At 62.0% G+C, this 22,386-nt stretch carries 21 protein-coding genes; 16 read left to right on the top strand and 5 right to left on the bottom strand.

What is annotated here, in order from left to right; all coding sequences use genetic code 11:
* The first annotated feature begins 1 nt into the window (after window position 1).
* The 8 genes from AC07Y9_RS02420 to AC07Y9_RS02385 all read left to right on the top strand — a co-directional run bounded on the left by AC07Y9_RS02420 (window position 2) and on the right by AC07Y9_RS02385 (window position 7,189).
* The gene (locus AC07Y9_RS02420) at window positions 2-1,045 is read left to right on the top strand and encodes an inosamine-phosphate amidinotransferase (protein WP_007931460.1); all 1,044 of its coding nucleotides are present in this window, start codon (window positions 2-4) and stop codon (window positions 1,043-1,045) included.
* Between the two features lie 14 nt (window positions 1,046-1,059).
* Complete coding sequence (locus AC07Y9_RS02415; RefSeq protein WP_007931461.1) at window positions 1,060-1,686, top strand: LysE family translocator; 627 nt, start codon at window positions 1,060-1,062, stop codon at window positions 1,684-1,686.
* Window positions 1,687-1,751: 65 nt separating this feature from the next.
* A complete protein-coding gene (locus AC07Y9_RS02410; RefSeq protein WP_007931462.1) occupies window positions 1,752-3,593 on the top strand; it encodes a carbamoyltransferase family protein in 1,842 nt (613 codons plus the stop codon).
* 34 nt (window positions 3,594-3,627) lie between these two features.
* Window positions 3,628-3,771 carry a hypothetical protein gene (locus tag AC07Y9_RS02405; RefSeq protein WP_007931463.1) on the top strand — a complete coding sequence of 48 codons (144 nt, stop codon included), beginning with the start codon at window positions 3,628-3,630 and terminating at the stop codon, window positions 3,769-3,771.
* Between the two features lie 27 nt (window positions 3,772-3,798).
* Window positions 3,799-5,121 carry an aspartate aminotransferase family protein gene (locus AC07Y9_RS02400; RefSeq protein WP_102690432.1) on the top strand — a complete coding sequence of 441 codons (1,323 nt, stop codon included), beginning with the start codon at window positions 3,799-3,801 and terminating at the stop codon, window positions 5,119-5,121.
* 59 nt (window positions 5,122-5,180) lie between these two features.
* Window positions 5,181-5,783, top strand: a complete 603-nt coding sequence (locus tag AC07Y9_RS02395; RefSeq protein ID WP_007931465.1) for a formyltransferase family protein — start codon at window positions 5,181-5,183, stop codon at window positions 5,781-5,783.
* A gap of 81 nt (window positions 5,784-5,864) precedes the next feature.
* Window positions 5,865-6,494: a LysE family translocator gene (locus AC07Y9_RS02390; RefSeq protein ID WP_007931466.1), complete on the top strand. Its 630-nt coding sequence runs from the start codon at window positions 5,865-5,867 to the stop codon at window positions 6,492-6,494.
* 89 nt (window positions 6,495-6,583) lie between these two features.
* On the top strand, window positions 6,584-7,189 hold the full coding sequence (locus AC07Y9_RS02385; protein ID WP_007931467.1) for a LysE family translocator: 606 nt from the start codon (window positions 6,584-6,586) through the stop codon (window positions 7,187-7,189).
* A 66-nt stretch (window positions 7,190-7,255) separates the two neighbouring features.
* On the opposite strand, the gene AC07Y9_RS02380 is transcribed toward AC07Y9_RS02385, so the two are convergent.
* The 3 genes from AC07Y9_RS02380 to AC07Y9_RS02370 all read right to left on the bottom strand — a co-directional run bounded on the left by AC07Y9_RS02380 (window position 7,256) and on the right by AC07Y9_RS02370 (window position 11,522).
* Entirely contained in the window at window positions 7,256-9,289 is a 2,034-nt protein-coding gene (locus tag AC07Y9_RS02380; RefSeq protein WP_102678444.1) for an FUSC family protein, read from the bottom strand.
* A 153-nt stretch (window positions 9,290-9,442) separates the two neighbouring features.
* On the bottom strand, window positions 9,443-10,231 hold the full coding sequence (locus tag AC07Y9_RS02375; RefSeq protein WP_007931470.1) for an MlaA family lipoprotein: 789 nt from the start codon (window positions 10,229-10,231) through the stop codon (window positions 9,443-9,445).
* Entirely contained in the window at window positions 10,224-11,522 is a 1,299-nt protein-coding gene (locus AC07Y9_RS02370; RefSeq protein WP_087088817.1) for a serine/threonine protein kinase, read from the bottom strand. Before AC07Y9_RS02370 ends, AC07Y9_RS02375 begins: the two co-directional genes overlap by 8 nt.
* A 241-nt stretch (window positions 11,523-11,763) precedes the next feature.
* Here AC07Y9_RS02370 and AC07Y9_RS02365 point away from each other — a divergent pair, with 241 nt between their 5' ends.
* Window positions 11,764-12,135 carry a hypothetical protein gene (locus AC07Y9_RS02365; protein ID WP_009042785.1) on the top strand — a complete coding sequence of 124 codons (372 nt, stop codon included), beginning with the start codon at window positions 11,764-11,766 and terminating at the stop codon, window positions 12,133-12,135.
* A gap of 52 nt (window positions 12,136-12,187) precedes the next feature.
* Here the strand turns inward: AC07Y9_RS02365 and AC07Y9_RS02360 are convergent, their stop codons facing one another.
* Window positions 12,188-13,741 (bottom strand): glycoside hydrolase family 17 protein, encoded by a 1,554-nt coding sequence (locus tag AC07Y9_RS02360; protein ID WP_102678497.1) that lies wholly within the window; start codon window positions 13,739-13,741, stop codon window positions 12,188-12,190.
* A gap of 341 nt (window positions 13,742-14,082) precedes the next feature.
* On the opposite strand from AC07Y9_RS02360, the gene AC07Y9_RS02355 reads away from it, so the two are divergent.
* The 3 genes from AC07Y9_RS02355 (at window position 14,083) to AC07Y9_RS02345 (ending at window position 17,092) form a co-directional block, all read left to right on the top strand.
* Window positions 14,083-14,934, top strand: a complete 852-nt coding sequence (locus tag AC07Y9_RS02355; RefSeq protein WP_007931479.1) for a glycine betaine ABC transporter substrate-binding protein — start codon at window positions 14,083-14,085, stop codon at window positions 14,932-14,934.
* Between the two features lie 191 nt (window positions 14,935-15,125).
* Entirely contained in the window at window positions 15,126-15,437 is a 312-nt protein-coding gene (locus tag AC07Y9_RS02350) for a DUF485 domain-containing protein (protein ID WP_007931481.1), read from the top strand.
* On the top strand, window positions 15,434-17,092 hold the full coding sequence (locus AC07Y9_RS02345; protein ID WP_007931491.1) for a cation acetate symporter: 1,659 nt from the start codon (window positions 15,434-15,436) through the stop codon (window positions 17,090-17,092). Before AC07Y9_RS02350 ends, AC07Y9_RS02345 begins: the two co-directional genes overlap by 4 nt.
* 301 nt (window positions 17,093-17,393) lie before the next feature.
* Here the strand turns inward: AC07Y9_RS02345 and gltA are convergent, their stop codons facing one another.
* Window positions 17,394-18,683 (bottom strand): citrate synthase, encoded by a 1,290-nt coding sequence (gene gltA, locus AC07Y9_RS02340; protein WP_007931493.1) that lies wholly within the window; start codon window positions 18,681-18,683, stop codon window positions 17,394-17,396.
* 351 nt (window positions 18,684-19,034) lie between these two features.
* Between gltA and sdhC the strand changes: the two genes are divergently transcribed.
* Genes sdhC through AC07Y9_RS02320 form a run of 4 tightly spaced genes read left to right on the top strand, consistent with a single transcriptional unit; the run spans window position 19,035 to window position 22,276 of the window.
* Window positions 19,035-19,421: a succinate dehydrogenase, cytochrome b556 subunit gene (gene sdhC / locus AC07Y9_RS02335; RefSeq protein ID WP_169915034.1), complete on the top strand. Its 387-nt coding sequence runs from the start codon at window positions 19,035-19,037 to the stop codon at window positions 19,419-19,421.
* Entirely contained in the window at window positions 19,415-19,783 is a 369-nt protein-coding gene (sdhD, locus tag AC07Y9_RS02330) for a succinate dehydrogenase, hydrophobic membrane anchor protein (protein WP_007931497.1), read from the top strand. The genes sdhC and sdhD overlap by 7 nt, the downstream gene beginning before the upstream one ends.
* Window positions 19,784-19,786: 3 nt before the next feature.
* A complete protein-coding gene (sdhA, locus tag AC07Y9_RS02325; RefSeq protein WP_009047766.1) occupies window positions 19,787-21,559 on the top strand; it encodes a succinate dehydrogenase flavoprotein subunit in 1,773 nt (590 codons plus the stop codon).
* 12 nt (window positions 21,560-21,571) lie between these two features.
* A complete protein-coding gene (locus AC07Y9_RS02320) occupies window positions 21,572-22,276 on the top strand; it encodes a succinate dehydrogenase iron-sulfur subunit (RefSeq protein ID WP_007931501.1) in 705 nt (234 codons plus the stop codon).
* Window positions 22,277-22,386: the final 110 nt, after the last annotated feature.

Here is a 22,386-nt window from a genome sequence, read left to right as displayed (position 1 = left end):
CATGTCTCTGGTCAATGTGCACAACGAGTGGGATCCGCTGGAAGAAATGATCGTCGGTGTCGCCCAGGGCGCACAGGTGCCGCGACCTGATCGCGGGCTGTTCGCCCTGGACTACAGCGAGCAGCACGATTACATCGAGGAGATTCCATCCGGCCCCTATCCGCAGCAGGTCATCGAGGAGGCCAGCGAGGACCTGGACGCCTTTGCCGCCTTTCTGCGTTCCCACGGGGTCATAGTGCGGCGGCCGGACGTCACTGATCATCGCGCGGTATTCGGCACCCCTGCCTGGAAAACCGACGGCGAATACAACTATTGTCCACGGGATGTGCTGCTGCCCATCGGCCAGACCATCATCGAGGCGCCGATGGCGCTGCGCAGCCGTTACCTGGAGCCGTTCGCCTATCGTCGCCACCTGGCCGAATACTTTGCCAGCGGCTCCAACTGGATCTCCGCGCCCAAGCCGCAGTTGCTGGACAGCACCTACCGGATCAACCCCAAGGACGGCTCGATCATTGCCAATGACGAGCCGATCTTCGACGCCGCCAACGTAATCCGCATCGGCGAGGACATCCTCTATCTGGTTTCCCGCAGCGGCAACGAACTGGGCTGCCAGTGGTTGCAGCGGGTGCTGGGCGAGCGTTACCGGGTGCACCCGGTGAGCGGCGTGTACGACGGCACGCACCTGGATACCACCATCACCGTGGTCCGCCCGGGGCTGGTGGTGCTGTGTCCGGAGCGTATCCGCAAGGACCAGGTGCCGGCGCTGTTCAAGAACTGGGACATCATCTGGGCGCCGGAAATGGTCGACACCGGCTATTGCTGGTCCTACCCGCGCGCATCGATCTGGCAGGGTATGAACTTCATCATGGTCAACCCGGCCCTGGCGGTGATCAACGACCAGCAGGTGCCGCTGATTCGCGCCCTGGAGAAACATGGTATCGATGTGGCGCCGCTGAAAATGCGCCATGCCCGCAGCCTCAGTGGCGGCTTCCATTGCGTGTCGGTCGACATTCGTCGCCGCGGCACCCTTGAAGACTATCGTTGAGCGGAGCCTGGGGCATGCAGAATCTGGACTACTACGCCGTCATCCTGTTCGCGATTTCCACCTGCGTGACGCCGGGGCCGAACAACGTGATGCTGATGTCCTCCGGGGTCAACTTCGGCATCAGCCGCACCCTGCGCCACGTCGCGGGCATCAACATCGGCTTTCCACTGATGCTGATCGCGGTGGGGCTCGGCGCCGGCGCGGTATTCCATCGTTATCCCAGCCTGCACGACATCCTGCAGGTGGTCGGTGCCCTGTACATGCTGTACCTGGCCTACCGGATCGCCACCGCGCCCACGGTCGATCTCGACGACCAGGGCGGTCGCCCGCTGGGCTTCACCGGTGCCGCGCTGTTCCAGTGGGTCAACCCCAAGGCCTGGATCATGGCGGTGGGCGCGGTCCTGGCCTACACCACACCGGTCGGTTCCTACAGTGCGCAGATCCTGCTGATCGCCTTGATCTTCTTTCTCTTCGGCTCGCCCTGCTCGATGGTCTGGGTGCTGTTCGGACGTTATTTGCGGCGCTTTCTCAGCGAGCCGAACCGGCTGCGGCTGTTCAATATTTCAATGAGTGTGTTGTTGGTGGTGTCGTTGATTCCGGCATTAAAAAGCCTGCCGGTCTCAAGTTGGTTGCACGGATGACGGACTGTGCACAGACACAGGGAATTTCCATGGATTGGCATGAAGCTATGAGGATGAGCGTTTAAATGGCTACTTACGTATTAGGGATTTCGGCGTTCTATCACGACAGCGCAGCAGCGTTGGTGAAGGACGGGGTGCCGGTGGCGGCGGCCCAGGAAGAGCGCTTCACGCGGGTGCGGCACGACGCGGCGTTTCCGGCCAATGCCATCAAGTACTGCCTGGACGCCGAGGGTATCGGCCTCGATGAGCTGACCGCGGTGGTCTACTACGAAGACCCGCAGGAAAAGTTCTCGCGGATGATTTCCTCCTTCGCCAGTGGCGGCATCAGCGGCGCGCGCACCTTCATCAGCACCATGCCGGAATGGATCCGCTGGAAGCTCAATGTGCTCAAGTTCATCGACGAGAAGCTCGAGGAACTGGGGCGTGGTACCGGCCCGCTCACCATCGCCTCGCAGCACCACCGTTCCCATGCCGCGGCGGCGTTTTTCCCGTCGCCGTTCGAGCAGGCGGCGGTGCTGTGCATCGACGGCATCGGCGAATGGCATTCGACCACGATCTGGAAGGGCGACGGTTCCAAGCTCGACCTGATGAACTCGATTTCCTATCCGCACTCGGTCGGCCTGTTCTACTCGGCGTTCACCTATTACTGTGGCTTCAAGGTCGACTCCGGCGAGTACAAGCTCATGGGCCTGGCGCCTTACGGCCGGCCGATCTATGCCGACAAGATCCGCAAGGAACTGATCAACATCCGCGCCGACGGCTCCTTCACCCTGAACATGAAGTACTTCGAGTACCTGCGTGGCGAGCGCATGGTCGGCGAGGCGTTCGAGGAGCTGTTCGGCGGTCCGGTGCGCAAGCCGGAGAGCCCGATCACCCAGCGCGAATGCGACCTGGCGGCCTCGGTACAGCAGGTGACCGAGGAAGTGGTGCTGGGGCTGGCCACCGCGGCCGTGCGGCAGACCGGTTACCGCAACCTGTGCCTGGCCGGTGGCGTGGCGCTCAACTGCGTGGCCAACGGCGTGCTCAGCCGTTCCGGACGTTTCGACGCGATCTGGATTCAACCCGCGGCCGGCGACGCCGGTTGTGCCCTGGGGGCGGCCATGGATTATTCGGTCAAGCGCACCGGGCGCCCGCACCTGGGCAGCAAGAAGCTCGACGCCATGAGCGGCAGCCTGTTGGGGCCGGGCTTTGGCGATGAAGAGATCCAGGCGTTTCTCGACGCCAACCAGTATCCATACCGGCGTTTCGAGGGTGCCGAGCTGTATGACGAAACCGCGCGGCACCTGGCCGACGGCGCCGTGGTCGGCTGGTTCCAGGGGCGCATGGAGTTCGGCCCGCGAGCCCTGGGCGCGCGCTCGATCCTCGGCGATCCACGCAATCCCGAGATGCAGCGCACCATGAACCTGAAGATCAAGTACCGCGAATCCTTCCGGCCCTTTGCCCCGGCGGTGCTGGACGAGGACGCCCAGGTCTACTTCGACATCTGCGAGAAGAGCCCGTACATGTTGATGGTTTCGCAGGTCACCGACTCGATCAAGACCGAGGAATCGCGCAAGCCGGGTGGCCCTGAGCGTGGCCTGGGTAGCATCAACTCGATCCGTTCGCAGTTGCCGGCGGTGACCCATGTCGACCTGTCGGCGCGGGTGCAGACAGTGACCGAAGAAAACAACGCGCCGTTCACCCATCTGCTGCGCAGTTTCAAGAAGCGCACCGGCTGCTCGGTGCTGGTCAACACCTCGTTCAACGTGCGCGGCGAGCCGATCGTGTGCAAGCCGGAAGAAGCCTACGCCTGCTTCATGCGCACCGAGATGGATGTGCTGGTACTGGGCAACTTCATTCTCGAGCGCACGACCCAGCCGGAGTTCGTCGAAGAGGTCGACTGGCGCAACGAGATCCCGTTGGACTGATCGCTCACTCACTTTTTATTCAGGAGACAAGGCCATGCTCAGGTTGCTTTCGTTGTTGATGTTCGCTGTGGTGTTGCTACCGATCGGCTGGGCGCGCCGGATATTCAATTCCTCGCGCTTCAGCCAGCGTTTCCATCAAGGCTCGACGGCGTGGGACCACCCGGAAAACACCCGTTAGGCTGCATAACTGCAAGGGCTCGGATCCATGTCAACGGTCATCTACAAGAACTTGAATGCCTCACCGATTCTCGCCGTCAATGGCGCTGGGGTCTGGCTTGAGGATGCCTCGGGCAAACGCTACCTCGACACGTGCGGCGGGGTGGCCGTTTCCAGCCTGGGACATGGACACCCACGGATCGCCGCGGCCATCGAGCAGCAGGCGAAAAAGCTCAGTTGGGCCCATGCCGGCAGCTTCACCACAGCCGCCGCCGAGGAATTGGCGGACCTGCTGGTGGGGGCCTCCGGCGGGTTGGCCAAGGCGCAGTTTCTCTCCGGCGGCTCCGAGGTCATGGAGCTGGCGATGAAAATTGCCTACCAGTATCAGTGCGAGCGCGGGCTGCCGGGCAAATCGATCTTTATCTCGCGGCAGCAGAGCTACCACGGCAGCACCCTGGGGACCTTGTCGATATCCGGCAACCTGCAGCGTCGCGGGGTATTCGAGCCGTTGCTGGGGGGCGCCGAATTCGTCTCGCCCTGTTATGCCTATCGTCATCAGGGCACCGATGAAAGCGACGAGCAGTACGGGACGCGCCTGGCGCTGGAACTGGACGAAAAAATCCGTGCGCTGGGCAGCGACAGGGTCGCGGCGTTTTTCGCCGAGACCGTGGTCGGCTCCACCAACGGCGCGGTGCCGCCGGTGCCGGGTTACTTCCGCAAGATCAAGGCGGTGTGCGAGCGCCACGATGTGCTGCTGATCCTCGACGAGGTGATGGCCGGCATGGGCCGTACCGGCAGGTTCTTCGCCTACGAGGACGACGGCATCGTGCCGGACATGGTCGCGGTCGGCAAAGGCCTGGCAGCCGGTTACCAGCCGATCTCGGCGTTGCTGGTCAGCAGCCAGGTGCATGAGGCGATGGCGGGCAACTCCGGGGTACTGGGCAACGGCCAGACCCACGTCAACCATCCGCTGGCCTGCGCCGTTGCGTTGGAGGTGCAGCGGGTCATCGAGGACGAGAACCTGCTGCAGGCCGTGCGCCTGCGCGGCGAGCAACTGCGCCACGGCCTGCGCGAGTGCCTGGCGCGCTTCGAGCATGTCGGCGATGTGCGCGGACGCGGGCTGTTCGTCGGCGTGGAGTTCGTTCAGGACCGCGACACCCGCGAGCCCTATCACGGTGGCGGCCGTTACGCCGCGAGCCTCAAGGCGCAGGCGCTGGAACAAGGGCTGCTGATTTATCCGGGCAGCGGAACCGCCGACGGTGTTCACGGTAACCACGTGCTGTTCGCGCCGCCGTTCATCTCCAGCGAAGCGGAAATCGCCGAAATGGTCGAGCGCTTCACGGCGGTGGTCGAGGCCTGCCAGCAGGGTTAGCGGGAGGGCGGACCGGGGGTGTTTTCGAAATGTACCAACAGCCAATAGTGGAAAAGACTATGCAGACCATCGAACCATGCAAGGACAAAGTTCTATTGTCGGTGTGCACCATGGACTGGTGCGATCACGGCGTTGAATTCGCCAAGACGGTTTTTTCCAACCTGGAAGTGTTCTGTTGGGACCCGGGCGACCCCTATCCGTATCACCTGGAAGACTGGGAAGGCGACTGGATCATTTCCTATCGTGGCGACTTCATCTTCCCGCCGAGCATCTATCAGCGGGCCCGCAAGGGCGCAATCAACCTGCACCCGGCGCCGCCCAAGTACCGCGGCCTGGGCAGCCAGCACTACGCGATCTACTACCAGGATGAAACCTACGGCTCGACCTGCCATCACCTGGCGCCTTCGGTGGACAGCGGCGACATCATCCATGTTGCGCGTTTCAACATCGCCCCGGCGGAAACCGCGTCTTCGCTGCGCCTGCATGTCGGCGCCTATTGCCTGCAGCAGTTCATCCACCTGTTGACCGACTACATCCTGCAAGGCCGTCCGCTGCCGGTTTCGCCCGAGCGCTGGGGCGAGCGGCTGTACAAGCAATCCGAACTCAAACCCTGGATGGAAAAGATCCGGGCCGAAGAACCCGATCATCGCTGCTTCAAGTAGCGAGGAGGGATGCCGGCCCGCGCGGGGCGGCATCCCCGGTTGGTAAACCCTGCTCCCGCGACTTCTACGAGAGACCGTCAAATGTTTGATTTATCGAGCTTTGGTGCTGCTATGGCCGTTTATGTCATCGGAACCGCCAGCCCTGGCCCGGGTAACCTGGCGATTGCCAACACCTCGCTCAGCTACGGGCGTACCCCGGGGTTGGCGCTGGCGGCCGGGGTCATTTCCGGTTCGTTGTGCTGGGGCGCGATGACGGCTGCGGGCGTCTCGGCCTTGCTGATGTCCAACACCCAGGTGCTGGTCTGGCTGAAGATCCTCGGCGCCTGCTATCTGTTGTGGCTGGCCTACAAATCCATCCGCGGTGCCCTGAGCTCGAGCGCGGTCAACCTCAACCGCGCCCGGGCCAAACAGAGCCGCACGCTGGGGTTCTACCTGCAAGGGCTGGGCATCCACCTGACCAACCCCAAGGCGGCCCTGACCTGGTTCACCGTGACCACCGTCGGCCTCAGCGCCACGGCGCCGTCCTGGGCCAGCTTCGTGCTGGTGGGCAGCTGTGCGGTCGCCGGTTTCGTGATTTTCTGCGCCTATGCCCTGGCCTTTTCCGCGCGTTCGGCGGAGCCGTTTTTCGTCCGCACGCGCAAGGCTTTCGGCCTGGTGTGCGGCGCGTTCTACGCGATGGTCGCCGCGGGCTTCATCGGGTCCTTGCTGTAAGCGTGGATAAGCCTCGCCCGTGGCGATCGCCGGGGCGAAAACAATGACTCAGGGCTCTGTTCGGAGCATGTACTTCTCAGGATGACTGTATGCCGTTGTCGATCGACTTGTTGTTGGCTTTCGCCTTGTTTGCCTTTGTCACCTCGGTAACCCCCGGACCGAATAACGCCATGCTGCTGGCCTCGGGAGTGAATTTCGGATTCCGCCGCACGGTGCCGCATATCCTCGGGATCAGTTCGGGGTTCCTGGTGCTGGTGCTGGCCGTGGGCCTGGGCCTGGGCGCGGTGTTCGAGGCCTACCCGGTGCTGTACAAGGTGCTGCGCTACGTCGGTGCGGCCTATCTGCTGTACCTGGCCTGGAACATCGCCCGTTCCGGGCCGGTGTCCCAGGAAGTCGACGGCAAGGGCCGGCCGCTGGGGTTCTGGGGCGCCGCGGCGTTCCAGTGGGTCAACCCCAAGGCCTGGGTCATGGCGCTGGGGGCCATCAGCACCTACACGCCGTTGCAGGGCTACTTTTTCAACGTGGTGGTGATCGCCAGCCTGTTTGCCTTGATCAACGCCCCGAGCGTCGGGGTCTGGGCCGGGTTCGGCAGCGTGCTGCGCAATGTCCTGCGCGACCCGCGCTGGCTGCGCCTGTTCAACTACGGCATGGCGTTGCTGCTGGTGATTTCGCTGTTCCCGCTGCTGCAAGCCTGAGGGGCTTTCGCAGGGCGTTATGCCGCCACCCGCCGCCACCGGCGCGTGGCGGTTTTTTTTGCCCGCTTATTGCCCCGGGGCAACCGCCGCGACACCGGGTTCGTGGCGAGTCAGGCGGCACCATTTGTGCCAGGTGAATTGCAGTTGCAGCAGCGCCGCCCTGGCCATTTCCAGATCCTGTTCCGGCAGTTGCGGCGCCTGTTCCAGGGCCTTGAGCAGGGCGACGGTCGGAGCATCCAGTCGATCGCTGCGGCGTGGCGTCGGTCCGCCTGACTTGAGCAACGTGGCGATGCTCAGCAGGTAGTGCCCGCGTTCCATGGCCAGGGCGCCGGTCGCCGCACCCAGGCTGGCGCGGAGTTGCAGCAGTTCGTCGCCCAGGTCGAGCCCGAGCAGGCCGTTGTCCCAGTGCTGGCGGCGTTCCTGGGGCAGGCTTTCGGAATAGCGCGCCAGGCGGATCAGGCGGTCGGCCATGCGCCCGCCGAACCAGCTCTCGGCTTGCTCCAGCGGGCGCGAGGTGAGTTGCGCCAGGTCGAACAGCGAGGCGCGGAACATCCGCCGATAGTGATGTTCGCCGGGGTTGAGGCTGACCAGGCGGAACACCAGGACCGCGATGCCGACGCCGACCAGGGTAGCCATGGCCTTGTTGAGGAAGTTGGCCAGGTCGTAGGTCATCAGGTTGCCGGGGCCGACGTTGTTGATGAAAAAGATGCAGAACGCCGAGGCGATCGGCGCCATCCGCGGCTTGCTCATGCACAGCGAGGCGCAAAACAGCGGCACCCCCAGGCCCACGCACAACAGCGGGAAACCGTCCCAACCGGGCAGCAATCCCAGGCCGACGAAGCCGGCGACCGGCACCGACAGGGCGATGCCCTTGAGAAAGTTGAGGCTGGAGGCGGAAGGGTTTTCCCGGCCGGCGAACAGGCTCAGTACCACCCCGCAGATCGATACCGCGCCCAGGCCTGAGGGCCAGGCCGAGAGCACCCAGAAGCCGGCCACGGCGAGAAACGCCAGGGCGCTGCGCAGGCCACCGAGAACGCCTTGCTCGATATCGCGGTGCCAGGACAGGGCGCCAGGCGCGCCATCGGGCACTCGGGCTTGCTCAACGGCCTGCAGGGTTTGCGCACTGCGTTCGAGCAGCACCGGCACTTGTGCCAGTTGCATCAGGCACAGATGCGCGTCCTGCGACAGGCTGCGGTCCTGCAGCGCCTCTTGAAGGCATGAGGACAGTTGGGCGATGTCTTGCTCGTGGCTGTGTTCCAGGGCCGTGGCCAGCTGTTCGATCAGGGGAGCCACGCTGGCATTCGCCGCGCTGTCGAGCATCAGCCGCTGGCGGGCCACGCCACGGGCGGCGCGCAGCAGGCTCAGCAAGTCGCGACTGAGCACTCGCAGGGCCTGTGAACGACGCCGTCCCTGGGGGCCTTCGAACCAGGCGTGATCGCGCTGGGCATCGACCGCCACCAGCTTGCCGAGGGCTTCCAGCAGCCCCTTGCGCTGGTCCTGGCCGATCAGTTCGGAGGCCGCGGCGCGCATGCCGGCTTGCCACGCGAGCTTGCCCTGGGTGGCCAACGCCTGTTCGACCCGGCGTGGCCAGAGCACGGTGCAGGCGATCGCCGCGCAGATGATCCCCAGGCTGATTTCCGAACAGCGGGCCACGGCCTGATCGAACACCAGCAGCGGATGTGCGGTGGCGGGCAGGGCGACGATCGCTGCGGTGTAGCCGGCCAGTACGAAGCCGTAGGAGGCGTGATTGCGCAGCAGCGAGGCACCGGTGGTGCAGAAGGCCAGCCACAGCGCCATCGCCAGCAGAAACAGCAGGGGCGCCTGGCCGAACAGGCCGATCAGCACGATCGAGGCCACGGCCCCGCTAAAGGTGCCGAGCAGGCGGAAGGCGCCCTTGGCCAGGACCATGCCGCTGCTGGGCTGGCTGACGATGAATACCGTGGTCAGGGCCCATTGCGGCTGCTCGAGGTTGAAGCGAAAGGCCAGGTACAAGGCAATGACCCCGGCGATCATGTTCCTGATGACGAACAGCAGGTCGTTGCGGCTGGGAGCCAGGACGGCCAGCCAGAAATCGGGGATTCGCAGGGCGAGGCTTTTCATTGGCAAGGCACATAGATAGCTAGCTAATGATTAGTATCGTATCTACTTGCCTGGAAAATTCCAATGAGGATTTTTCCGGGTCCGGAGAAGGTACAGGTGGTGAGGGGAGGGCGAAGAAAAGGGCCCTGCGCGGATGGCAGGGCCCTGGAGGGATCACTCGGCGATTTGCAGCTTGCGCGATTCGGTGTAGACGTAGCGGACTTTCTCGTATTCGAACGGCGAGTCCAGCTGGCCATAGCGGAAGCTGGTCTGATAACGCTTGTCGATAGCGCGCAGGACCCAGAGTTCCGGGTGATTCGAGCTGACCTCGGACACGTTGAGGAAGTTGATCGCTGATTCGGTGGTGTAATCCACGGCCAATCCGGCGGTGTCGCGAAGGTTCGAGGGCCCGAGGATCGGCAGGACGAAATAGGCGCCGCCCGGCACGCCGTAGAAGCCCAGGGTCTGGCCGAAGTCTTCGCTCTGGCGTGGCAGGCCCATGCGGGTGGCGGGGTCCCAGAGACCGCCGATACCGAGGGTGGTGTTGACCAGCAGGCGGGCGGTGGTGTTCAGCGAGCGCTGGCCCTTGAACTGCAGCAGGCTGTTGACCAGGTTGGGCACGTCGCCCAGGTTGTTGAAGAAGTTGCTCACACCGGTGCGCAGGAAGCTCGGGGTGATGTAGCGGTAACCGTCGACCACCGGCAGGAACACCCACTGATCGAAGCGGTAGTTGAAGTGGTACACCCGGCGGTTCCACGACTCCAGCGGGTCGTAGACGTTCAGCGCGTTGAGGGTCGAGCGCTCGAACTCGCGCTGGTCCAGGCCCGGGTTGAACTTGAGCCGCTTGAGCGGTTGGGTGAAGCCGTCTCCGTCTGCGACCACGGGTGTTGCGGTCTGGCCGTCGTCGGCATTGGCATAGCCTGCGCAGAACAACGCAGCGATGAGCAGGAAATGTTTAGCCACGGAAGAACTCCAGCATGGCGTCGCTGTTGACGCGGTAGTTGAGGTTGCCGCAATGGCCGCCATGGGGGTAGACCGTCAGCCGGTCGCCAAAGGTCTTGCGCAGGAACCCCAGGTCGCCCGGGCCGAGGATCACGTCGTCGGCGTTGTGCATCACGGCGATTTTCGGGCTGTCCTGCAGGTAATCCTTGAGCGCGTACAGGCTCACCTGGTCGATCAGTTGCAGCACGCTACCGCCGTCGGTGCGGGCGCGCCACATCGGAATCACCTGCTCGGTGATGTAGCAGTCGAAGTCGCATTGCAGGGCGCGCTTGAGGAACGGCGTGAGGTTGGTACCTTCGCTGATCGGGTACTTGGGCGGGGTGATCAGGCCGCGGCGGTTGATCAGGTCCGAGGTGAACGCTATATCGGCGGCGGAGAAGCGGAACGAGGTGCCGATCAGCATCGCCATCTGCTCGTTGCTCAGGTGCTGCTTGGACTGCTGGAAGTCGTAGAGCAGGGCATCGTTGAGGTCGATGTAGCCCTTCTGCTGGAAGTAGCGGGTCAGCTTGTTCAGTACCAGCTCGTAGAAGGTGGTGGTGTTATTGATGCCCTTGACCTCGGTCTGCACCAGCTTGTCGAGGTTGGTGATGGAGGTATAGAGGTTGACCGGCGGGTTGAGCAGCAGGACTTTCTTGAAGTTGAAGCTGCGTCGGGTTTCGTCCAGCTTGCTGACGAAGGCCGCATCCAGGGCGCCGAGGCTGTAGCCGGTGAGGTAGAAGTCGGTGACCGGCAGTTTCGGGTTCTGCGCGCGCACTGCCTGCATCACGCGGTAGAGGTCTTCGGCGTCTTCCTTGGTCACGCCGGGGGTGGCGAACCGCGAGGCGGCGCTGATGAAGTCGAAGCTGGTGGGCGAGGACAGCTGCACCACGTGGTAGCCGGCCTGGTAATAGAGCTTTTTCAGGTACTCGTTGAGACTGCTGTCATAGCGCGCGCCGGTGCCGGCGATGAGGAAGATCAGCGGCGCGGCATGGTCCTGCTCGGCGATGCGGTAGGTGAGCTTCTTCACGGCCCAGAAGTTGTCCGGCAGGATGAACTCGCGCTCGGGGCGCAGGGTCAGGCTGCGGTCCGCCTGATTGATGTCGTCGTCACTCGGCAGCTTCGGACGCAGGTCCGGCGGAGTGGTGGCAATGGTCGCCTCGAACGGATTGGTCAAGGGGTAGCCATAGCTGGCGGCATCGATGTCGACCGCGAGTGCGGACGCACTCGAAATAAGGCCGCCAAACAGGGCAGCGAAGCGCAAGGAACGGAGCATGACTAAATCCCTGTAGAGGAAGGTGCCGAGTGAAGTTCGCAGGCTATGACCACCGGGTTGCTGCCGAAGTGCCATGGCACGGCACAAAAAACGATCAAGGCAGGGCAAAGCCGGATCGGCGGTAATAGTCGCCAGACGATACACTTTGCCGCTGTTTGCTGAACAGTTATCTGTGTAACAAGCTTGCTTACCAGCCTCGGGCGATTATGCTGGGCGCCGTTTTCGCTTATCGGAGTGCTTCATGTCCCGCCGTCTTCCCCTGATTCTGCTGCTTGTTGTCCTGCCGTTGTGGCTGGCCGCCAGTTATGGCGTGCGCTACGGCTTCATGGAGGACGCTCGATGGGTCGGCGTCTGTGTCGACGAGGCCAGCCGCTGGGAGTGCCAGGCGCGTTCCAGCCTGGGGTTGCTGATCCACTTCAAGGTCATGGGCTGGGCGGCGTTGGCGGCGTCCCTGATCGCCTTCGTGGTGCCGGGCCGTTCCGGCTGGGGCCTGGCGGTGCTGGCGCTGCTGTTCGGCTTTCCGGCGCTGGCGCTCTACAACACCAGCCTGGCGGTGTTTGCCATCGTGATCGGCGCCTTGCGGCTGGTGCGAGCGCCTCGCGCGGTGGCGTGAGGCGAATCGCCGGTAATAAAAAAGGGATGACCATGGTCATCCCTTTTTTCTGTCAGGCTTTGCGAGCCCGCAAGCTGCGCCACAGGGCGGCGACCATCAGCACGCTGACCAGGGTCCAACCCCAGGCCTGCTGGTTTTCCAGGCCTTCGCGATACAGCTGGGGAGCGATGCCGGCACCGACGATAAAGGTCAGCAGGGCGATTTCGCGACGCGGCACCCGCACCGGGCGGCACAGGTAGACCAGGGCCGGCAGGAGCAGGGCGGCGCTGGGGAAGCTGCGATAACGCGGGTCGAACACCAGCTCCAGCATCATCACCGCGGCGGCGAAACCGGCGGCGGCGAGCAGCCATCCGGCATGTTTTTCCAGGCGATTGAACAGACGTTGGCGCCAGCCGGCGCGGGTGCTCAGGCTCAGTGCCGCGTGGGCCAGCACCAGCAGGTTCAGGGCCAGCAGCAGGCCCGCCCAGAACCATTCCCCGGCAAAGCGGCTGGTGACCCGCGCCAGCTCGCCCCAGGCGCCGATGGAGCAGGCGGCCAGGGCGCCGAGCAGTGGCAGGGTCAGCGCCGCGCGAGTACCGCGGACCCGGCCACCGAGGATCAGCGTGGCAACGAAGATCACCCCGCCCACGCCCAGCCACAATGGCCAGTAAGGCAGGTTCGACACCGGCCCGGCGAGTACGCCCTTGTCCTGGCGATCGGCATCGAACAGACCCCAGTAACCGCCGACCGCACCTTCGCTGGCGCGCTTCCACGGCTGGTCGAAGGCTTCGATCAGGTTGTAATGCCAGCCATTCTGTTCGGCCATGACCACAAAACCACGGATGAACTTGGCCTCGTTGACCCGGCTCGGCAGGGCTGTTTCGCGCTGGCGGCCTTCGCTGGGCCAACCTGTTTCGCCAATCATCACGTCCTTGGGCGCGAACTTGTTGCCGAACACCTGGCGCACCTGCGCCACATGGTTCAGCGCGGCATCGATGTTGGACGGATCGTCTTCCCAGTAGGGCAGCAGGTGGATGGTCAGGAAGTCCACCGCCGGCGCGATTTCCGGGTGCTTGAGCCAGAACTCCCAGACGTCCGCGTAAGTGACCGGCTGCTTGACGTGAGCCTTGACCTTGTTGATCAGCCTGGCCAGTTGCGGGCCGGTGACTTCCTTGCGCAACAGGGCTTCGTTGCCGACGATCACCGAGCTCACCACGTCCGGGTTGGCATTGGCCGAGGCGATCAGCAGGTCGACCTCTTTTTCGCTGTCCACCGGGTTGCTGTTGACCCAGGCGCCGATCATCAGCTTCAGGCCGTGCTTGCGCGCCAGGTCCGGCAGGGCTTCGAGACCGGTCATGGAGTAGGTGCGGATGCACTCGAAGCGGGTCGCCAGCAGCGCCAAGTCGGCGTCCATGCGCTCCGGGCGCAGTTTGAACGGCTGGTCGAAGGGCGACTGGTCCTTGTCGAACGGCGTGTAGGACGCGCATTGCAGCTTGTGGCTGGCGCTGGCGACATCCGGCAGCACCACCGGCTGGCCGAGGCCGTACCAGAAACCGCAGAGCGCGAAGACTCCCAGCAGGCAGGCGAATAGATAGGGCAGGAGCGGGAAGCGGGCAATCGAGGGCATGGTCAGGCCGTCAGGAAACAAAGCGGGGCATCTTACCCGGATTTGCCGCTGCCCAGGTGGCCTGCATGATTTTGACATGCAAAGTTCGGGCGGGATTGGGCGACTGTTTTGGGCATGCCCTGATTACTGGCGAACTGGTGTCGTTGCTGAATGTTTTGAGGTCGCAGTCAGAGCAGGTCGCCTTTGGCGTCAGGTTGATGATCGACGCGTCAGAGCTCTCATAGGGCAATCGCGCTGATGTTCGAGCAAGTTGGTGGGGCGTGATGAGGGCGCTGTGCACCATAACAACAGGTTGACGCGGCTCGGCATCCGTCGGGCGCAGCACTTTCGGGGAAGTAACGATGAAGATGCGACGACTCTTAGGCGCAGGTGCCGGTCTGGTACTTGCGATCAGTTCAACCCTGGCCAGCGCCGATAGCAAAACCCTGAGCATCGGCTATGTCGACGGTTGGTCGGACAGTGTGGCGACCACCTATGTAGCGTCTGAGGTGATCAAGCAGAAACTCGGTTATGACGTGAAATTGCAGGCCGTGGCGACCGGGATCATGTGGCAGGGCGTGGCCACCGGCAAGCTGGACGCCATGCTGTCGGCCTGGCTGCCGGTGACCCACGGCGAGTACTGGACCAAGAACAAGGACAAGGTGGTCGACTACGGTCCCAACTTCAAGGACGCGAAAATCGGCCTGATCGTGCCGGAGTACGTCAAGGCCAAGAGCATTGCCGACCTGAAGGGTGACACCACCTTCAAGAACAAGATCGTCGGTATCGATGCCGGCTCGGGCGTGATGCTCAAGACCGACCAGGCCATCAAGGACTACGGTCTGGACTACAAACTGCAAGCCAGCTCGGGCGCGGCAATGATTGCCGAGTTGACCCGCGCCGAAGAGAAGAACGAATCCATCGCGGTCACCGGCTGGGTGCCGCACTGGATGTTCGCCAAGTGGAAGCTGCGCTTCCTGGACGATCCGAAAGGCGTTTACGGCGCCGCTGAAACCGTCAACAGCATCGGTAGCAAAGGCCTGGAGAAGAAGGCGCCGGAGGTTGCGGCTTTCCTGAAGAAGTTCCAGTGGGCCTCCAAGGATGAAATCGGCGAGGTGATGCTGGCGATTCAAGAGGGCGCCAAGCCGGAAGCGGCGGCCAAGGACTGGGTGGCCAAGCACCCTGAGCGCGTTGCCGAGTGGACCGCTAACTGACCGGGAAGCGTCTAGCTCACAGGTCTCGAGGCCGCCGGGTGTTCGCACCCGGCGGCCTTTTGTTTTGCTCGGTGCAAAAGCCTGTGTCGGGGGTACTGTCGTTCTAATACTAAGGTCGTCTGGAACCGGCTCCAGAGCTGCATAGAGTGGACTACGTTCCAACTAAAATCTGTGCTGCGAGGATAAAAACAATGAACGACAGCATTTACCTCTCGATTCAAAACAGCTCGCGTTTCAAGGAGCTGGTCAGCAAGCGCGAACGATTCGCCTGGATACTGTCGGCGGTCATGCTTGGGCTCTATTCGGGCTTCATCCTGCTGATTGCCTACGGACCCCATGTGCTGGGGGCAAAACTCAGTCCTGAATCATCCATCACCTGGGGTATCCCCATTGGTGTCGGGTTGATTGTCGCGGCCTTTGTCCTGACCGGTATCTACGTGCGACGCGCCAACGGCGAATTCGACGACCTGAACAATGCGATTCTCAAGGAGGCTCAGCAATGATCCGGCGTCTATTGGCTTTTTTTAGCGTCGCGGCCTTTGCTCCCAGTCTCTGGGCGGCCGATGCCCTGACCGGCGAAGTGCATAAACAACCCCTCAATGTCTCTGCGATCATCATGTTCGTGCTGTTCGTCGGGGCCACCCTGTGCATCACCTACTGGGCCTCCAAGCGCAACAAGTCGGCGGCCGACTACTATGCCGCGGGCGGCAAGATCACCGGTTTCCAGAACGGCCTGGCGATTGCCGGTGACTACATGTCGGCGGCGTCCTTCCTGGGGATTTCTGCCCTGGTGTTCACCTCTGGCTACGATGGCCTGATCTATTCGATCGGCTTCCTGGTGGGCTGGCCGATCATTCTGTTCCTGATCGCCGAGCGCCTGCGCAACCTGGGCAAGTACACCTTCGCCGACGTGGCGTCCTATCGCCTCGGGCAGACCCAGATCCGCTCGCTGTCGGCCTGCGGCTCGCTGGTGGTGGTGGCGTTCTACCTGATCGCGCAAATGGTCGGTGCCGGCAAGCTGATCCAGCTGCTGTTCGGCCTCGATTACCATGTGGCGGTGATCCTGGTGGGTATCCTGATGGTGCTGTACGTGCTGTTCGGCGGCATGCTGGCGACCACCTGGGTACAGATCATCAAGGCGGTCCTGCTGCTGTCCGGTGCCTCGTTCATGGCGTTGATGGTCATGAAGCATGTCAACTTCGACTTCAACATGCTGTTCTCCGAAGCCACCAAGGTTCACCCCAAAGGTGAAGCGATCATGAGCCCGGGCGGCCTGGTGAAGGATCCGATCTCGGCGTTCTCCCTGGGCCTGGCGCTGATGTTCGGTACCGCGGGCCTGCCGCATATCCTGATGCGCTTCTTCACCGTGAGCGACGCCAAGGAAGCGCGCAAGAGTGTGCTGTATGCCACCGGCTTCATCGGCTACTTCTACATCCTGACCTTCATCATCGGTTTTGGCGCGATCCTTCTGGTCAGCACCAACCCGGCGTTCAAGGACGCGGCGGGCGCTCTGCTCGGCGGCAATAACATGGCGGCGGTGCACCTGGCCAATGCCGTGGGCGGCAGCGTGTTCCTCGGCTTCATCTCGGCGGTGGCCTTCGCCACTATCCTGGCGGTGGTGGCTGGCCTGACCCTGGCCGGTGCCTCGGCGGTTTCCCACGACCTGTACGCCAGCGTGATCAAGAAGGGCAAGGCCAACGAGAAGGATGAGATCCGCGTCTCGAAGATCACCACCGTGTGCCTGGGTGTGCTGGCGATTGCCCTGGGCATCCTGTTCGAGAGCCAGAACATCGCATTCATGGTCGGCCTGGCGTTCTCCATCGCGGCGAGCTGCAACTTCCCGGTGCTGCTGCTTTCCATGTACTGGAAGAAGCTCACCACGCGTGGCGCCATGATTGGCGGCTGGCTGGGCCTGGTCAGCGCCGTTGGCCTGATGGTCCTTGGCCCGACCATCTGGGTGCAGATCATGGGGCATGAAAAAGCCATCTTCCCTTACGAGTACCCGGCGCTGTTCTCGATGATCATTGCCTTTATCGGGATCTGGTTCTTCTCCATCACCGACAAGTCCACTGCGGCTGACAATGAGCGGGCGCTGTTCTTCCCGCAGTTCGTGCGCTCGCAGACCGGCCTGGGAGCCAGCGGGGCGGTATCGCACTAAGGCCCCTGTGTATCGGCTTCTATATATAAGCTGAGTTGCAAACCAGTGCCCCTGTCGAGAGACAGGGGCATTTTTATTGGCGTCGCCCTTTGTAGCCGCTGGCGCAGCCTGCGATCGAGCGCGCAGCGCTCGCAAGCTCGTTCAGCGTGAGAGTGATGTGGAGTTGGCATTCCACATCCGCTGTGCGGCCGAATGCAGGCAGCTACAGGGAAATGGCGGGGGAGGGGAGCACAAACAAATACGGCCTCTATAAAGAGGCCGTATCCGCTGCAGTCAAGACGTTAGCGCAAGGCAACAGGTCTTACTTGCGGTCTTCCAGCTTGGTGATGTCGCGCGACTCGTAGCCGGTGTACAGCTGGCGAGGACGGCCGATCTTGTAAGGGCTGGAGAGCATTTCTTTCCAGTGCGAGATCCAGCCGACGGTACGCGCCAGGGCGAAGATCACGGTGAACATGCTGGTCGGAATGCCGATGGCCTTGAGGATGATCCCCGAGTAGAAGTCGACGTTCGGGTACAGCGAGCGCTCGATGAAGTACGGGTCGGTCAGGGCGATCTCTTCCAGGCGCATGGCCAGTTCGAGTTGCGGATCGTTGGTGATGCCCAGTTCCTTCAGCACTTCGTCGCAGGTCTGCTTCATGACGGTGGCGCGCGGGTCGCGGTTCTTGTAGACGCGGTGACCGAAGCCCATCAGCTTGAACGGATCGTTCTTGTCCTTGGCCTTGGCGATGAACTTGTCGATGTTCGAGACATCGCCAATTTCGTCGAGCATGGTCAGTACGGCTTCGTTGGCGCCGCCGTGAGCCGGGCCCCAGAGTGCAGCGATACCGGCAGCGATACAGGCGAACGGGTTGGCGCCCGAGGAGCCTGCCAGGCGTACGGTGGAGGTCGATGCGTTCTGCTCGTGGTCGGCATGGAGGATGAAGATCCGATCCATTGCCTTGGCCAGCACCGGGCTGATCGGTTTGATCTCGCACGGGGTGTTGAACATCATGTGCAGGAAGTTTTCCGCGTACGACAGGTCGTTGCGCGGGTACATCATGGGTTGGCCCATGGAGTACTTGTAAACCATCGCGGCCAGGGTCGGCATCTTGGCAACCAGGCGGATCGCGGAGATTTCGCGATGCTGCGGGTTATTGATGTCCAGGGAGTCGTGGTAGAAGGCCGAGAGGGCGCCGACTACGCCGCACATGACCGCCATCGGGTGGGCGTCGCGACGGAAGCCGTTGAAGAAGGTCTTCAACTGCTCGTGAACCATGGTGTGGTTCTTCACGTTACCGACGAACTGGGCCTTCTGTTCTGCGGTCGGCAATTCGCCGTTGAGCAGCAGGTAGCAGGTTTCCAGGTAGTCCGACTTTTCAGCCAGCTGTTCGATCGGGTAGCCGCGGTGCAACAGAATGCCGTTGTCGCCGTCGATATAGGTGATTTTCGACTCGCAGGAGGCGGTCGACATGAAACCCGGGTCAAAGGTGAAGCGGCCCGTGGCCGTCAAGCCCCGAACATCGATTACATCGGGACCAACGGTGCCGGTTAAAATGGGCAGCTCGACGGGGGCTGCGCCCTCGATGATCAACTGCGCTTTTTTGTCAGCCATGTGGCCTCCTATTTATGCTTGAAATCATCAGACAGACCCCCCACGCAGGGCCCGCACCACTATAGTGAGATAAATCCGAATGTCAATTTGCCTAAAGTCTTGCCCCAGAAGGCTTTAACCGGACTTTTTCCTCGAAATTCCCCGCCATTTACGCCTTTTATCCGCCTAACGCAATGAGCTATTAGGGGAAGGGGATTGCGTTGTCATTAGTAGCCTAACTGTCTATACTCGGCCACCGACCGCCATGGGCTTTCGGGCCCGGTTTGATGGGGGTCGTCACTCCCTGGGTGGTGGGTACCTGACCAGTGCACTCCCCAACAACTTTGCCCTGATTGTTAGGGGCTCTTCAGTGTGAAAAAAGCCGTGAATAGCCAACGACCTGTAAACCTAGACCTAAGGACCATCAAACTCCCAGTCACTGCTTACACGTCCATCCTTCACCGTATTTCCGGTGTCATCCTCTTTGTGAGCCTTGCCATCATGCTTTATGCATTGGACAAGTCGCTCAGCTCCGAGGAAGGCTTCGGCGAGGTGAAAGCGTGTCTGACCAGTCCGCTAGCCAAGCTAGTGATTTGGGGCATCCTGTCCGCCTTGCTGTATCACTTGGTTGCCGGTGTGCGCCATTTGATCATGGACATGGGCATCGGTGAGACGCTGGAAGGCGGCAAGCTGGGCTCTAAAATCGTTATCGCCGTATCCGTGGTGGTAATCGTTCTGGCAGGAGTTTGGATATGGTAACTAACGTCACGAACCTGTCGCGTTCGGGCCTCTATGACTGGATGGCACAACGTGTGTCTGCGGTCGTTCTCGCGGCTTATTTCATCTTCCTGATCGGATACCTCGTTGCGAACCCGGGCCTTGGCTACGAGCAATGGCACGCACTGTTCTCCAACAACTGGATGCGTATCTTCAGCCTGCTGGCCATGGTTGCTCTGGGCGCTCACGCCTGGGTCGGCATGTGGACCATTTCGACCGACTACCTGACGCCGATGGCGCTGGGCAAGTCGGCGACTGCAGTACGTTTCCTTTTCCAGGCAGTATGCGGCGTTGCAATGTTCGCCTACTTCGTCTGGGGTGTGCAGATTCTCTGGGGTATCTGATTCATGGCTAACATTCCAACGATTTCTTTCGACGCCATCATCATTGGTGGCGGCGGTGCCGGCATGCGTGCCGCATTGCAGCTGGCCCAGGGCGGCCACAAGACTGCAGTGATCACCAAGGTGTTCCCGACCCGCTCGCACACTGTGTCGGCCCAGGGCGGCATCACCTGCGCCATCGCGTCGGCCGACCCGAACGATGACTGGCGCTGGCACATGTACGATACCGTCAAGGGTTCCGACTACATCGGTGACCAGGACGCTATCGAATACATGTGTCAGGAAGGCCCGGCCGCGGTTTTCGAGCTGGACCATATGGGCCTGCCGTTCTCCCGCACCGAAACCGGTCGTATCTACCAGCGTCCTTTCGGCGGCCAGTCCAAGGACTACGGTAAAGGCGGCCAGGCTGCCCGTACCTGCGCAGCTTCCGACCGTACCGGTCACGCGCTGCTGCACACCCTTTATCAGGGCAACCTGAAAGCCGGCACCACCTTCCTGAACGAGTACTACGCTGTTGACCTGGTGAAGAACCAGGAAGGCGCGTTCGTCGGTGTGATCGCGATCTGCATCGAAACTGGCGAAACCACCTACATCCGCGCGAAAGCCACCGTATTGGCGACCGGCGGTGCAGGTCGTATCTACGCATCCACCACCAACGCCCTGATCAACACCGGTGACGGTGTAGGCATGGCGCTGCGTGCCGGCGTGCCGGTACAAGACATCGAAATGTGGCAGTTCCACCCGACCGGCATCGCCGGCGCCGGTGTACTGGTTACCGAAGGTTGCCGTGGTGAAGGCGGTTACCTGATCAACAAGCACGGCGAGCGTTTCATGGAGCGTTATGCTCCGAACGCCAAGGACCTTGCCGGCCGTGACGTTGTTGCCCGTTCGATGGTGAAAGAAATCATCGCCGGCAACGGTTGCGGTCCGAATGGCGACCACGTGATGCTCAAGCTCGACCACCTGGGCGAGGAAGTGCTGCACAGCCGTCTGCCAGGCATCTGCGAACTGTCCAAGACTTTCGCTCACGTTGACCCGGTGGTTGCTCCGGTTCCGGTTGTTCCGACTTGCCACTATATGATGGGCGGCGTGCCGACCAACATTCATGGCCAGGCAATCACCCAGAACGCCGAAGGCGTGGATGAGATCATCCATGGTCTGTTCGCTGTGGGCGAAGTGGCTTGTGTATCGGTTCACGGTGCCAACCGCCTGGGCGGCAACTCGCTGCTCGACCTGGTGGTATTCGGCCGCGCTGCCGGCCTGCACTTGGAAAAAGCCCTGACCGACGGCATCGAATACGATGACGCGACCGACGCCAACATCGAGGCTGCCCTGGCACGCCTGAACGCTCTGAACGAGCGTACTGATGGCGAAGATGTGGCTACCCTGCGTCGCGAGCTGCAAAGCTGCATGCAGAACTACTTCGGCGTATTCCGTACCGGCGAATACATGCAGAAGGGCATCGCCCAGCTGGCCGAACTGCGTACCCGTATCGCCAACGTCAAGATCAACGACAAGTCGCAGGCGTTCAACACTGCACGTATCGAAGCGCTGGAACTGCAGAACCTGCTGGAAGTGGCCGAAGCCACCGCCATCGCTGCCGAAGTGCGTAAAGAGTCCCGCGGCGCCCACGCCCGTGAAGACTTCGAAGACCGCGACGACGAAAACTGGCTGTGCCACACCCTGTACTTCCCGGGTGAGAAGCGCGTTGCCAAGCGTGCCGTTAACTTCTCGCCGAAGACTGTTCCGACTTTTGAACCAAAAGTCCGGACTTACTAAAGGGTGATCGATATGTTGCAAGTCGAAGTTTATCGTTACAACCCTGACACCGACTCCGCGCCGAAAACCCAGGTTTTCCAGGTCGACACCGGTGGCAAGGATCTGATGGTGCTGGACGTACTGGCGCTGATCAAAGAGCAGGACGAAGGTTTCTCCTATCGTCGCTCCTGCCGTGAAGGCGTTTGCGGTTCCGACGGCATGAACATCAACGGCAAGAACGGCCTGGCCTGCATCACGCCGCTGTCTGCCGTGGTGAAGAACAACAAGTTGGTTGTTCGTCCGCTGCCAGGTTTGCCGGTTATCCGTGACCTGGTCGTCGATATGAGCATCTTCTACAAGCAATACGAGAAGGTGAAGCCATTCCTGCAGAACGACACGCCGGCTCCGGCCATCGAGCGTCTGCAGTCCCCTGAAGAGCGCGAAAAGCTCGATGGTCTGTACGAGTGCATCCTGTGCGCTTGCTGCTCGACTTCCTGCCCGTCCTTCTGGTGGAACCCGGACAAGTTCCTGGGTCCAGCTGCCCTGCTGCAAGCCTATCGCTTCCTGGCAGACAGCCGCGATACCAAGACGTCCGAGCGCCTGGCTTCGCTGGATGATCCGTTCAGCGTATTCCGCTGCCGCGGCATCATGAACTGCGTCAACGTTTGTCCGAAAGGCCTGAACCCGACTAAGGCCATCGGTCACATACGTAACATGCTGCTCTCGAGCGGCGTGTGATTCAGCTGCTGTAACCCAGTTGTTGTAAAGGCAGGACCGCTGTACCCGTAGAGGCTACGGCGCAGGCTTCAACCGGCGCCGTAGTTTTAAGCTGAGCAGCAGCTCACAAA

This window comes from Pseudomonas sp. GW456-L12 (assembly GCF_059424045.1).
This window is presented reverse-complemented; position numbering and strand designations above follow the sequence as displayed.

Coding starts and splice junctions, on each gene's coding strand:
- AC07Y9_RS02420 (WP_007931460.1), top strand. CDS start 2: ATGTCTCTGGTCAATGTGCACAACGAGTGGGATCCGCTGGAAGAAATG.
- AC07Y9_RS02415 (WP_007931461.1), top strand. CDS start 1,060: ATGCAGAATCTGGACTACTACGCCGTCATCCTGTTCGCGATTTCCACC.
- AC07Y9_RS02410 (WP_007931462.1), top strand. CDS start 1,752: ATGGCTACTTACGTATTAGGGATTTCGGCGTTCTATCACGACAGCGCA.
- AC07Y9_RS02405 (WP_007931463.1), top strand. CDS start 3,628: ATGCTCAGGTTGCTTTCGTTGTTGATGTTCGCTGTGGTGTTGCTACCG.
- AC07Y9_RS02400 (WP_102690432.1), top strand. CDS start 3,799: ATGTCAACGGTCATCTACAAGAACTTGAATGCCTCACCGATTCTCGCC.
- AC07Y9_RS02395 (WP_007931465.1), top strand. CDS start 5,181: ATGCAGACCATCGAACCATGCAAGGACAAAGTTCTATTGTCGGTGTGC.
- AC07Y9_RS02390 (WP_007931466.1), top strand. CDS start 5,865: ATGTTTGATTTATCGAGCTTTGGTGCTGCTATGGCCGTTTATGTCATC.
- AC07Y9_RS02385 (WP_007931467.1), top strand. CDS start 6,584: ATGCCGTTGTCGATCGACTTGTTGTTGGCTTTCGCCTTGTTTGCCTTT.
- AC07Y9_RS02380 (WP_102678444.1), bottom strand. CDS start 9,289: ATGAAAAGCCTCGCCCTGCGAATCCCCGATTTCTGGCTGGCCGTCCTG.
- AC07Y9_RS02370 (WP_087088817.1), bottom strand. CDS start 11,522: ATGCTCCGTTCCTTGCGCTTCGCTGCCCTGTTTGGCGGCCTTATTTCG.
- AC07Y9_RS02365 (WP_009042785.1), top strand. CDS start 11,764: ATGTCCCGCCGTCTTCCCCTGATTCTGCTGCTTGTTGTCCTGCCGTTG.
- AC07Y9_RS02360 (WP_102678497.1), bottom strand. CDS start 13,741: ATGCCCTCGATTGCCCGCTTCCCGCTCCTGCCCTATCTATTCGCCTGC.
- AC07Y9_RS02355 (WP_007931479.1), top strand. CDS start 14,083: ATGAAGATGCGACGACTCTTAGGCGCAGGTGCCGGTCTGGTACTTGCG.
- AC07Y9_RS02350 (WP_007931481.1), top strand. CDS start 15,126: ATGAACGACAGCATTTACCTCTCGATTCAAAACAGCTCGCGTTTCAAG.
- AC07Y9_RS02345 (WP_007931491.1), top strand. CDS start 15,434: ATGATCCGGCGTCTATTGGCTTTTTTTAGCGTCGCGGCCTTTGCTCCC.
- gltA (WP_007931493.1), bottom strand. CDS start 18,683: ATGGCTGACAAAAAAGCGCAGTTGATCATCGAGGGCGCAGCCCCCGTC.
- sdhD (WP_007931497.1), top strand. CDS start 19,415: ATGGTAACTAACGTCACGAACCTGTCGCGTTCGGGCCTCTATGACTGG.
- sdhA (WP_009047766.1), top strand. CDS start 19,787: ATGGCTAACATTCCAACGATTTCTTTCGACGCCATCATCATTGGTGGC.
- AC07Y9_RS02320 (WP_007931501.1), top strand. CDS start 21,572: ATGTTGCAAGTCGAAGTTTATCGTTACAACCCTGACACCGACTCCGCG.